Annotated in this window: 11 protein-coding genes; 10 read left to right on the top strand and 1 reads right to left on the bottom strand. The window is 50.8% G+C overall.

The features are described 5' to 3' along the window. Positions 1–42: 42 nt before the first annotated feature. Together PPA03S_RS23975 and PPA03S_RS23970 are read left to right on the top strand one after the other, a co-directional pair. Complete coding sequence (locus PPA03S_RS23975) at positions 43–270, top strand: hypothetical protein (RefSeq protein ID WP_062326583.1); 228 nt, start codon at positions 43–45, stop codon at positions 268–270. 272 nt (positions 271–542) lie between these two features. Further along, the gene (locus PPA03S_RS23970) at positions 543–971 is read left to right on the top strand and encodes a VOC family protein (protein ID WP_062326582.1); all 429 of its coding nucleotides are present in this window, start codon (positions 543–545) and stop codon (positions 969–971) included. 99 nt (positions 972–1,070) lie between these two features. Here PPA03S_RS23970 and PPA03S_RS23965 read toward each other — a convergent pair whose 3' ends face one another. Continuing rightward, positions 1,071–1,931 (bottom strand): hypothetical protein, encoded by an 861-nt coding sequence (locus PPA03S_RS23965; RefSeq protein ID WP_062326580.1) that lies wholly within the window; start codon positions 1,929–1,931, stop codon positions 1,071–1,073. A gap of 255 nt (positions 1,932–2,186) precedes the next feature. On the opposite strand from PPA03S_RS23965, the gene ytxJ reads away from it, so the two are divergent. From ytxJ to PPA03S_RS23930, 8 genes are all read left to right on the top strand, one after another. After that, positions 2,187–2,726, top strand: coding sequence for a bacillithiol system redox-active protein YtxJ (gene ytxJ, locus PPA03S_RS23960; protein ID WP_062326578.1), 540 nt, complete (start codon positions 2,187–2,189; stop codon positions 2,724–2,726). A gap of 285 nt (positions 2,727–3,011) precedes the next feature. Beyond that, the gene (gene kdpF, locus PPA03S_RS34425; protein ID WP_082704299.1) at positions 3,012–3,089 is read left to right on the top strand and encodes a K(+)-transporting ATPase subunit F; all 78 of its coding nucleotides are present in this window, start codon (positions 3,012–3,014) and stop codon (positions 3,087–3,089) included. A gap of 63 nt (positions 3,090–3,152) precedes the next feature. Then, a complete protein-coding gene (kdpA, locus tag PPA03S_RS23955; RefSeq protein ID WP_062326576.1) occupies positions 3,153–4,832 on the top strand; it encodes a potassium-transporting ATPase subunit KdpA in 1,680 nt (559 codons plus the stop codon). Positions 4,833–4,914: 82 nt separating this feature from the next. Beyond that, complete coding sequence (kdpB, locus tag PPA03S_RS23950) at positions 4,915–7,059, top strand: potassium-transporting ATPase subunit KdpB (protein WP_245683712.1); 2,145 nt, start codon at positions 4,915–4,917, stop codon at positions 7,057–7,059. Between the two features lie 36 nt (positions 7,060–7,095). Beyond that, a complete protein-coding gene (gene kdpC, locus PPA03S_RS23945) occupies positions 7,096–7,656 on the top strand; it encodes a potassium-transporting ATPase subunit KdpC (RefSeq protein WP_062326574.1) in 561 nt (186 codons plus the stop codon). Between the two features lie 200 nt (positions 7,657–7,856). After that, positions 7,857–10,196, top strand: a complete 2,340-nt coding sequence (locus PPA03S_RS23940; RefSeq protein WP_062326572.1) for a histidine kinase — start codon at positions 7,857–7,859, stop codon at positions 10,194–10,196. 8 nt (positions 10,197–10,204) lie between these two features. Next, a complete protein-coding gene (locus PPA03S_RS23935; RefSeq protein ID WP_082704295.1) occupies positions 10,205–11,785 on the top strand; it encodes an ATP-binding protein in 1,581 nt (526 codons plus the stop codon). A gap of 1 nt (position 11,786) precedes the next feature. Beyond that, a complete protein-coding gene (locus tag PPA03S_RS23930; RefSeq protein WP_062326569.1) occupies positions 11,787–12,485 on the top strand; it encodes a response regulator in 699 nt (232 codons plus the stop codon). Positions 12,486–12,525 lie beyond the last annotated feature (40 nt).

The raw sequence follows: 12,525 nt of genomic DNA, 5'->3' as shown, positions 1-12,525 counted from the left end.
CCTGGAAAATAACTGGCTATGGATGGGAGAGGTCGCTGATCTATGCAGGTATTCGAGGACTGGAATCAGAAAGTAAAGAAGACATTTAATGCGACGAATCCCGAGGTCGTATTGACGGTATCGGAAGCAGGGAGTTTGCTTGGTTTGACCAAAGACCAGATGAAACTGTATGTGGACAAGAACAAACTAACGAAGGTCCCGATCATGAGAAGTGTTCACCGATACCTCTTATTGAAAAGTGAAATAGATAGCATCGTCAATACACGTTAACCTCATAGGATTGACCACAGCCATTTGACCGACAGGATTCGGGAGAGTGGCCTTTTTTTGAGGAAAGGTTGAATGATTTGATCTAAAACCACTTTCACCTAGACAAGCTACCAGCGGATGGAAAAAGAATATGTGGGTAACCCTAATCATGTAACGGCCCGTAGAGATGAGTGAAGAAATAAGCGCTTGTCAAAGGGGAGCCGATTCGTATATACTCATGTCGCAAGTGGCATGAACGTATCATTACATAAGCCCAAGGAGATGAAGAACGCATGTCGATCAGCCTGAATGTGTATCTTGTAACAGATGGTAATGGACGTGAAGCAGTGGAGTTCTATAAAGAGGTATTTGGAGCGGAAGTGCTGGCAATCCAGACATTTGGCGACGGTCCATCCAATCCGGATCATCCGGTACCGCCAGAAGCGAAAGACCGCATCATGCATGCTTCTTTGCAGATTGGCAGCTCTGTATTAATGTTATCCGATACATTTCCTGGGATGCCTCATATCATCGGTAATCATATCAGTGTCACGGTCAACACGGATACTGCGGATGAAGCCAAAGCAATCTTTAACCAGTTGCAAGATGGTGGCGAAGTGAAAATGCCGATACAGGAAACATTCTGGAGCCCAGCCTATGGCATGGTAACGGACAAGTTTGGCGTACAGTTTCAGATTAGCGCTACACCTGGGCAAGCATAGGACAGCTTTCCCTCGGGCGATATCGCTTTTCAATGGAAAAAACCTCTACGATCTGCTTTGAGCAGTCGTTGAGGTTTTTTTAATTTCCCTTTTGAGAGATTAATCTTCCTTTTGAATCTTGGAAGGGTTATTAATTTTATAGGGAACCGGGTTCTTGGTCAGCTTTTTCTTGATGATTTTTGCTTCAAAAGTCAGCACATCACCCACTTCAAGCTCCTGTTTCTTCATAGTGGCACTATGGCTGGACCAGGCTTCGCCAATGTCAACGACATCAGGGTCCGTAATTGTAACGGCTTCGTATATGATGACCTCGTCGTCGTTGTCGGAAAAGTGATTGGGCACAGTTGTAAATTCCTTCACCACTGCGGACATCTTCACTTTACCCTCTGGCAAGTCTATTTTGGCCGACTTGGCCTTGCCTGCCGTTTTTGCTTTTGGCTTGGCTGTGCTGGCTGCCCCGTTTGCGGGTCCAATATACTCTTCCACCAGACCGTCCGGGTCGCCTTTTAGACCAGATGAGGGATCTTCATCATCATCATCCGGGTCGAACGTCGAGTCAATCTCAATTGAGCCGGAAGGAAACGCCTCTGAATTGGAGGATGTATCCGGGCTAAGGATATCTTCGGTATGGGATACAGCGACAGGTTCGCTTGGCTTGTCTGTTCCTGTTCCGGCTCCAATCGGATTTTTAATACTATAGCTGGACGCCTGCATTTCCTTTAGATAAGACGGATGAATGCAGTGCTTTTGTTCGTTGTCCAGTTGAATGACTGCAGCCATATGATCGACAAAGCCAATGATGGTGCAAGGCACATTCAACCCATTTCCTTTATAATAGAAGGTTTTGACCTTAGTGGCTTTCTCCGAAAGCAGGCCCCACTCCTGACACTTTTCAATCAGCTCGTCCTCGTTCTCAAAAGCGGTATAATACTGCGGTTCAATCATAAAAGCATATGCCATAACGAATTTCCGCCTTTCCAATCTTTTTCTTCATGTTCATCGTTGCCAAATTACATTCAGTGTATCACAAAAGGGTACCCATAGAAGAATATAAAGCGCCTGCGCAGGCGCCTATGTTATAATTTTGCACAAGACAAAACCCGTTAAACACGATGAAGACCTGAGGTTATATGGTCAAACGAATGAATGCCCCTACATTAAAGTGAACGATTGAGTATACATATAAAAGTCTAATCTTCAGAGAGGACGATTTTCATGGACAAAAAAACAAATCCCCAAGCACTTTGGCTTGTCCTTGGTATCGCCATTGGAATAAGTATGGGTGTGGCTGCAAATCAGCTGGCTCTGGGGGTTGCCTTTGGTGCGGCATTGGGCGTTGTGGTTGGATCTGTTGTTAGCAAACGTGCAGGTGCAGGGCTGGATGATATGCTGAGTGAGCATGTCAAGGAATTGCATAAGCATGAGGAATGGGAAGAGATACTTGAGCGGTCGCAGGATCATCCGGTGCTGCTGTTGAAACACAGTACAACTTGTCCTACTAGTGCGAGAGCGTACAGGGAGTTTATGGCGTTTGTAGGCTCGAATGCATCAGATCCCGCCCAAAAGATGGAGTACCGGATTGTCAGAGTCATCGAAAGTCGCTCGCTGTCCCGCCGTATTGCGGAAGATACCGAGGTTCACCATGAATCACCTCAAGTTCTGCTGCTGGACAGCGGCCAAGTCATTCAACATACGTCACACGGGAAAATTACCCGGAAGAGATTGATGCAGTGGGCCCAGAATCCGTTTGGATGAAGGACTTCCCCATATCCATAGACTCGTTTTCTTCAGCTGATTGCTGAAGGGAGCGGGTCTTTTTTTACGCTTTTTTTACACCCTGGCAGGGATTTCTTTACCCCCTTTTTACAGCGTTCCGTATTACGATTGTTGATGTAGCAAGTAGGAAGAACGGTAGAGAGAGGGAGGTTAGCCGAATGGTGAATGATGCCACGATAATCGGGCTGATGGTGCTGTTGTTTATGGTGTTCTGGGGATTTGTGAAATTTTGCGAGAAGGCTTGAGGCAGAGAGGGGGAGCCGCATGATCGTCATCGGAGTTATTGTATTGGCATTGGTGATTTATCTCGGTTATGTGCTGGTGAGGCCAGAGAAATTCTGATGGTGGCATGGTGTACAATTTCAGAGGCAATCGGATTGTCGATTTCAGGGAGGACATACGGATATGAGTAGCGGTTTATTACAAGTAGCGGTGACGCTGCTGATCATCATACTGCTGGTGAAGCCAGTGGGGAGTTATCTGGTGAAGGTGTTTGACGGCAAACGAACAGGACTGGATCGGATATTTGGCGGGCCTGAGCGATTCCTGTATCGATTGATGGGGGTGAAGGAGAACGAGTCGATGGGTTGGAAAAAGTACCTGTCAGCCGTGCTCATCTCAAACTTCGTCATGCTGTTATTGATGTTTCTGGTGCTGCGGCTGCAAAAGTATTTGCCGCTCAACCCGGATGGCATCGGCAATATGCCTGCGGCACAGGCGTTTAATACAGCTGCATCGTTCATGACCAACACGAACTGGCAGTCTTACACGGGAGAGAACGCCCTGTCGTATCTGTCCCAGATGCTGGCAGTAACGTTTCCGATGTTCACCTCAGCCGCGACCGGCTTCGCGGTCGCTATTGCCTTCATTCGCGGCCTGGTGGGCCGACGGGATGAACTGGGGAACTTTTACGTCGACGTGGTACGGTCGATTACGAGAATCTTTTTGCCGCTGAGCTTCATTGTGGCGTTGTTCCTCGTATTCCAGGGTGTGCCTCAGACACTGGCGGGAGCCGTGAACGCGACCACGCTGGACGGGGCGCAGCAGACGATTAGCCGCGGGCTGGTCGCTTCGCTGGAATCGATCAAACACTTGGGTACCAATGGTGGAGGCTGGTTCGGAACCAATGCAGCGCATCCATTTGAGAACCCCACGGCGTTGTCGAACCTGGTGCATATCGTCTGCATGATGCTGCTTCCTACTGCGCTGGTTTACGCCTTCGGCATCATGGTGAACAACCGGAAGCAGGGCTGGACGCTGTTTGCGGCCATGAGTTTACTTTTCCTCGTGATGCTGACCACGGTATTTGTTTCGGAATATCGCGGTGTGCCAGCGCTGGATGCGATGGGAATCCAAGGTAATATGGAAGGCAAGGAAGTCAGGTTTGGGGTATCCGAATCGGCGCTTTTCACAGCGGTGACCACAGCAGCCACAACCGGGTCAGTGAACAATATGCATGAGTCGCTCACACCGCTTGGTGGCATGGTTGCACTGGCCGAGATGATGCTCAACAACGTATTCGGTGGTAAAGGAGTAGGTTTGCTCAACGGATTGCTCTATGTGATTCTGGCCGTGTTTATCTGTGGGCTGATGGTTGGGCGGACCCCTGAATTTCTGGGCAAAAAAATTGAGGGTAAGGAAGTGAAGCTCGCGTCCATCGCGCTGCTTGTTCATCCTTTAATTATTCTGGCTCCGACCGCGCTGGCGCTTATGCGTCCTGAATCTGTTGCTTCGATTTCAAATTCAGGCATGCATGGTCTGAGCGAGGTATTATATGCCTTTGCATCTGGGGCTGCCAATAATGGATCGGCATTTGCCGGGCTGAATGCCAACACGGACTTTTACAACATCGCCATTGGTGTGGTGATGCTGCTCGGAAGATACATTTCCATGATCGCAATGATCGCCATTGCCGGATCACTGGCCACCAAACGAATGGTTCCCGTAACAACGGGTACACTGCGTACGCACACACCTCTTTTTGCAGGAATTCTGGTGATGATGATTGTGGTCGTTGGGGCGCTGACGTTCTTCCCATCACTGGCGCTTGGACCGATTGCAGAACATTTGGCAATGATTCGATGATGGAAGGCCCAATGATGAATGGTACGGTGATCGGATATGGGAATACGAGCAAGGACGCAAAGTGCGGAGGTGGATTACCACAATGAATGTTGTAGAACGAAAGAAGGAACAGACGGTGGAAGGATTAGACAGAGGCACGATCAGAACCCAGGGTAAAGGAACGAGAGGTACGGGTACGGATCCCGGTACGCCCAAAAGAACCAAAACATTAAGTCGGGATATTCTGCTCCAGGCATCTCTGGATGCCTTCAAGAAGCTGAACCCGGTCGTCATGATCAAAAATCCGGTAATGTTTATCGTCGAAGTTGGCACACTCATCACATTACTGTTATGTATCCATCCGGATCTGTTTGTTGCATCCGAGGCAGGGCGGGGATACAACATCGCGGTGTTTCTCATCCTGTTGTTCACATTGCTGTTTGCCAACTTTGCAGAAGCACTGGCAGAGGGACGGGGCAAGGCTCAGGCGGATACGCTGCGCAAGACGAAATCGGACACCACTGCGAAGCTGGTACAGAAAGACGGAACCATCAAGCAAGTGTCGTCGACCCAGTTGAAAAAAGGAGATATCGTCCGTGTAGAAGCAGGAGAACTGATTCCCACGGACGGGGAGATTATTGAAGGGCTGGCCTCTATCGACGAGTCTGCCATTACCGGTGAATCGGCTCCCGTAATCAAGGAGGCTGGCGGCGACTTCTCCTCCGTTACGGGAGGCACGCGGGTTACTTCCGACTATATCGTGATGCGTGTGCAGACCGATCCGGGGGAGTCGTTCCTCGACCGAATGATCTCTCTCGTTGAAGGCGCACAGCGCCAGAAAACGCCGAATGAAATTGCGCTAACAACACTGCTCGCCGTGTTGACCCTGATATTCCTGATTGTCATCATGACCATGGTGCCAATGGCGAACTATTTGGGCATCCGGCTTGATCTGGCTACCCTTATCGCATTGCTTGTCTGTCTGATTCCGACGACGATTGGCGGGTTGTTATCTGCGATCGGTATTGCGGGGATGGACCGTGTCACGCAGTTCAACGTACTCGCCATGTCGGGTAAAGCGGTGGAAGCGGCAGGCGATATTGACACGCTAATCCTGGACAAAACCGGAACAATTACGTACGGCAACCGCATGGCCTCGGAGTTTATTCCCGTTCAGGGCGTATCTGCACAGGAGGTGACCCGGGCTGCGCTGCAAGCTTCCGTAGTCGATGAGACACCAGAGGGGCGCTCGGTCGTGGAATTGGCTGGCAAGCAGGGCGAGAACTGGTCGGAGACAGAATATGCAGATGCTGAACATGTGAACTTCACCGCAGAGACCCGCATGTCGGGTCTGAATCTAAGCGGTGGGAAGCAGATTCGCAAAGGTGCGGTGGATGCGATCAAACGCCATATTTCCTCCCGTGGGGGACGGATACCCGGCGATTTGGACGATATAGCTAACCGAATTGCCAAGGCTGGGGGTACACCGCTTGCTGTTGCGATTGATGACCAGATTTATGGTGTGATCTATTTGAAAGATACGGTGAAACCAGGACTGAAAGAGAAGTTTGCAGAGATGCGATCCATGGGCATCAAGACAATCATGTGTACAGGGGATAACCCCCTGACAGCGGCGACTATTGCGCTGGAAGCGGGCGTGGATGATTTTATTGCCGAAGCTAAGCCAGAAGACAAGATTACCGCGATCAAAAAAGAGCAGCAGGAGGGCAAGCTTGTCGCCATGACCGGCGACGGCACCAACGATGCGCCTGCTCTGGCGCAGGCCGATGTGGGCCTGGCGATGAATTCGGGCACCATGGCGGCCAAGGAAGCGGCCAATATGATTGATCTGGATTCCGACCCGACCAAGCTGTTGTCGGTGGTCTCCATTGGTAAGCAGCTGCTCATTACCCGCGGTGCACTGACGACCTTTTCGATATCCAATGATATTGCCAAGTATTTCGCCATCATTCCGGCCATGTTTATTCTAGCCATGCCGCAGCTTCAGGCACTTAATATTATGAATCTCGCTTCACCGCAGTCCGCGATTCTGTCAGCGTTGATCTTCAACGCCATCATTATCCCGCTGCTCATCCCAATCGCCATGCGGGGTGTGAAGTATCGGGCCATGTCCGCGGAGCGGCTGCTTGGACGGAATGTGTTCATCTATGGTGTGGGCGGTGTAATCGTACCCTTTATCGGAATTAAGCTGATTGATCTGGTGCTGTCGGGTCTTCATCTGGTGTGATGTTTTAACTAATAACGAAATCAGGATGTGATTCATATGAAACAGGTACTGCCCGCCATTCGGTTGTCTGTCGTGCTTATGCTGATTTGCGGTATTATTTACCCGCTGGCTACAACCGGAGCGGCGCAGCTGCTCTTCTCGAAACAGGCCAACGGCAGTCTAATCACACAAAGTGGGAAAACCATCGGTTCGTCGCTGCTGGCGCAGGAAGTAAAGTCGCCGGGACTGTTCCAGCCCCGGGCATCGAACGCCAATTATGATGGCACCGCATCGACAGGTTCCAATCGCGCTGTGGCCTCGGAGGCATATATTACTGAGATGAAGGAAAAGGTATCTCAGCTTAAGCAAGAGAATCCGGGATTGCAGCGAATTCCGGCCGATCTTGTGACGGGTTCTGGTTCCGGCCTTGATCCCGATCTTTCGCCTGAAGCGGCAAAAGCACAGATTCCGCGAATTAGCCAGGCAACAGGCCTTGGAGAGCAAGAGCTTACCAAGATCGTGGAGGAACATACACAAGGGCGAGAGTTAGGATTGTTCGGTGAACCGCGTGTGAATGTGACTGATTTGAATTTGGCATTGACGGCTGAACTGAAATAACAAGCATCCTGTTAGGGTGAGTTGATGTGTTTTGGATACAGGCTAAAAGGGTGTTTTGTTTGCCTTGATCTAAAATACACGTTTTCTTGGCACAGAGGATGCAGTTATCTTTACAGGATTCGTATCAGGCCTTCTTCCGAGCTTCGGAGGGGGCTTTCTCCATGTGAAGTAAAGGGATGCTGGGGGGGGAGTGAGCAAAGATGGAAGACAGCTTCAAGCGGAAGTCCCCGGAAGACATCTTGAAGATGATCACGAAGCTGCAGCAGGGCACTTTGAAGATATATATCGGTCCGGTCAGCGGTTCGGGCAAAACGTATCATATGCTTAGGGAAGGAAACACATTGCGCCATCAGGGGATTGATGTGGTAATCTGCGCTGTGTCGACCATGCAAAGACCGGAGACTGTGGAGCAGCTCGGCGAGTTGGAGCGGATTCCAAGCATTCACTGGTCTCAATGGAAGGATGGCATGGAGATGAAGGATCTGAATCTGGATGCCCTGCTGGCACGTAATCCGGAGGTTGTGCTCGTTGACGGGCTAGCTCATAGAAACCGAAAAGGGGCACGTCATGCAACCCGACTGGAAGACATTCAGTATTTGCTGCGACACAACATCAGTGTCATTACAACGGTGAATGTATATGAGCTGGAGGGATATACGGAGCTTGCGCGCCAGCTAACGGGTATTGCAGCAGAGCATACCGTGCCTGCCGATACCCTTGAACTGGCCGATGAAGTGAAGCTGATCGATGTAACCCCGGAGACTGTATTAAGCCGTCTTGCCGAGGGACATCTTCGGGGACATGAAGGTGAAGCGGTGTTTCGGCATGGCAATTTGGGCATTTTGCGTGAACTGGCTCTCCGACTTGTCGCGGAAGGGGTCAACGAATCACTGCGTGAGCACCGGGAAGAGATGGGAATTACGGTTACGACAGGCATTATGGAACGCATTTTGGTATCCACCCAATATCACTGGAACGGGTCCATCTATATTCGGCGGGGACAGCAGATTGCGAAGAGATTAAACGGAGATCTGCATGCCGTAACCTTTCGCAATATGAAGCAGCCGCTAACCAAGGAGGCTACTGTTTTTCGTCGCAACATGATCAAACTGGTGGAGAAATTCGGAGGGCATTTTGAGGAATTGCCTGTGTTACACCGCCGTAACATTCCATCTACGCTTGCGCGCTACGCAGTCCAGCATCAGATTACCCGTATTGTTATGGGACATTCACGGCACAGTCGCTGGCAGGAGCTGTGGCGGGGATCATTTGTTAATTCCTTGCTGCGAAGGGTGCGGGGGGTGGATCTGTTTTTGCTAGCCGATCGGGCACAGCATGAGGGCGAGCGGGTGCTTCCGACCCGATTGCCAGATACAGAGACTCCAACCTATCGCAGGTTAAGCGAGCAGGAGATGAAGGCACAGATTGGTCAGATTCGGCGTGGCAAGTTCAAGGTATACATCGGTGCTGCGCCAGGTGTGGGAAAAACGTATATGATGCTCCGGGAGGGTAATGATCTGCTCCGCAAAGGCATCGACGTACGGATTGGTCTGCTGGAGACACATAATCGGGCGGAGACGGTGGAACAGATCGGCCAACTATCCATCATTCCGCGGGAGCAGCGGACATACCAAGGAGTGCAGCTTGAAGAAATGGATACCGAAGCGATTCTTCGTCTATGTCCTGAAGTCGTATTGGTGGATGAGCTTGCGCATACGAATGTTCCAAGAAGCTTACGGCAAAAGCGTTACGAAGATGTGCAGATCCTGTTGGATGCGGGCATCTCTGTCATCACTACCGTGAATGTACAGCATCTGGAAAGTCTGAACGATGCGGTGGAACATATTACGGGAATTCGGGTCAGAGAGACGGTGCCGGATCAGATTTTGCAAACGGCAGATGAGGTCCAACTTATCGATGTGGCCCCCCAAGCCTTGCGGCAACGCATGCGGGAGGGTAAAATCTATGCAGCAGCCAAGGTGGAACAAGCGCTTGGTCATTTTTTTCGCATTGGCAATCTGATTGCCTTGCGGGAACTCGCTCTGCGGGAATTGGCCGATGATGTGGATGAACGCCTCGAATCACAGGAACGCAAAAGTGCACTCCGCGGTCCCTGGCGCAGACAGGAGGCGGTCTTTGTCTGCGTAAGCAGTGATGAGCATGCTGAACGACTGATCCGCCGCGGATTTCGTACAGCCTACCGGTTAAAGGCGGTCTGGCATGTGCACCATGTTCATGTAGGTCAAGTCATGAATGATGAAGTGAAATGCCAGTTGGAGGAACTGGAACAGCTGACCGTTCGACTGGGCGGCAAATTTCATATTCATCATAGCCAGAGGCTGAGAGATGTACCTGGTATTTTGGCGGGTAAAGCTTCTGAGGAAAAAGCAACGCAGTTGGTGGTTGGTCAAGCGAAGCGGGTCTGGTGGCTGAACGGCTATCGTGGAAAGGGAACGGTGGTCAGCAGGCTGGTGCGGTTATCCAGACATATGGACGTATTGATCGTTGCGGACTACGATTATGATCTGAGCGGGATGTGAGATGTGCTGTGTCTGAACGAAATAAAGGGGAAGACGTCCGGCTGAAGCTGAACCGTGTTCCCAAATATATATGGGTAACCCTTGGGATCACATTGTTAACCCTTCTGCTTCATGTGATAGGGATTAGCGATGACCTGGTTAACGTGGGGTTAATTTATCTTTTTCCGGTATTGATCAGCGCTGTGTACTGGGGAATGGGGCCGGCCATATATGCAGCAAGTCTTAGCGTCGTTGCCTTTGACTTCTTTTTTGTTCCTCCGTATCTCAGTTTTACGGTTGAAGATTTGCGATATATTTTTTCCTTTATTGTGTATTTGGCAGTGGCGGTATTAACGGCGAGTCTGGCGGGACGCCTGCGGCAGCAGCTGGAGGTGGTAAAACAACGCGAGATTACAACGAATTCGCTGTATGCTTTAAGTCGTCAGATGACGGCTGTTACAGATTTGCATACCCTACTCGGCAACATTGCGAGACAAGTGTCACTGACACTTGGAACTCCGGCGGCTTTATATCTCCCGAATGCTCAAGGTGAACTTCAGGTTACCTCCTCCTCGGAGGATTTGGATGTAATAACATGGGGTGAAGGAGAAGCTGAAGTCGCTATTGCCAAATGGGTACATAAACATGGCGAAATCGCCGGACGTGGGTCCTCCAGCCTGCGGGAATCGCCTGGTTTGTATGTACCGCTGCGTACGGAGAATCAAATTCATGGGGTGCTCGCCGTGAATCTGGAATCCAGCGATCTTCAGGAGCAGCGGGAAGAGCTGCGTTTGCTGGAAGCGTGTGGCGGGCTGGCAGCAAGCGCCATTGCCCGTGTTAAACTGGCTGAAGAAGCGAGACTTGCGCAGGTGACGGCTGAATCGGAACGAATTCGCACCGCTTTGCTGGACTCGGTATCCCATGAGCTGCGCACACCCCTTACGGCCATCATTGGCTCAGCGACGGGCCTGCTGGAGAATGACTCTCTGTTTACCCCGGAGGATCGTAAAGAACTGACAGGCAATATTCGGGATGGAGCGCTGCGCATGAACAGGCTGGTAACCAATTTGCTGGGCATGGTGAAGCTGGAGAGTGGCATGCTGCAGCTGCGCAGAAAATGGTGCGATGTGGGCGACATGATCGGCATTGTGTTAACCCAGGTTCAGCAATTCATCCAGCAACGTCGCATTCGAGTGGAATTGCCTGATCAGCCGCCTTTTGTATCCGGGGATGAGGTTTTGCTGGAGCAGGTTCTGGTCAATGTGATCAGTAATGCCATCAAATACTCACCAGAGGACAGTGAAATCGTCATTACGGTGAAGATGGATGAGCGGCATGGACGAATGACCATTGTGGTAGCTGATTCGGGTGTCGGGATTCCGGAAGCAGACCGCGAGCGGGTGTTTGAGAAATTTTATCGATCCGAGTCGTCACGGCATGTGACAGGTACGGGACTTGGGCTTGCCATCTGTAGAGGAATCGTCGAAGTTCACGGAGGTACAATCACCGCAGAACCGAATCCGGGAGGCGGGACGCGGGTATGCATCAGTTTGCCCACAGAGGAACCCGAAGCATCATTCCCGTATATGGGACAAGGAGAGGAAGAATAACATGACAGCACCGCAAGGCGCGCGCATATTAATTGTGGATGATGAACCACAAATCCGTAAACTGCTGAAGGTTACGCTTCAGGCGCACCAATTTGAGATTCACGAATGCGCCGACGGCGAAGAAGCGGTCATTCAGGCGAGCATGGTACATCCTGATCTGATTGTGCTTGATCTGGGCTTGCCAGGTATGTCCGGAATGGATGTACTTGAGCGAATCCGGGAGTGGTCGCATGTACCGGTCATCGTGCTGACGGCAAAAGATCGCGAAGAGGATAAAATTGCTGCACTCGATGGCGGGGCAGATGATTATGTCACGAAACCGTTTGGCATGGGAGAGCTCGTTGCCCGTATTCGGGTTGCCCTTCGCCATGTGGCCAAAACTACGGATGAGCCGGTATTGCGTTTTGGTCCGCTTACGATTGATCTGGCCCAGAGACAGGTTGATTTGGATGGATCACCCGTAAAATTAACCCCAACCGAGTATGAAATGCTGAAGGTGCTCGCAACCCATGCAGGCAAAATTATTACCCAACGCCAGCTGCTGCAACAAGTGTGGGGAGGGCATCATCATGAGTCGGACAGCCATTATTTGCGCGTATATGTCGGACATTTACGCAAAAAATTACAGGAAGATCCCACGCGTCCACGTTTTATTCAGACCGAGCCGGGAATCGGCTATCGTTTTCTGCTTCAGGATTAGACTGGATCATAGTATAAAACACAAAAAAAAGCACCAGCCT

This window comes from Paenibacillus pabuli NBRC 13638 (assembly GCF_001514495.1).
GTDB classification, from domain to species: domain Bacteria; phylum Bacillota; class Bacilli; order Paenibacillales; family Paenibacillaceae; genus Paenibacillus; species Paenibacillus pabuli.
Note: the sequence above shows the minus strand (reverse complement) of the source record. Positions and strands in the feature narration are given on the sequence as shown.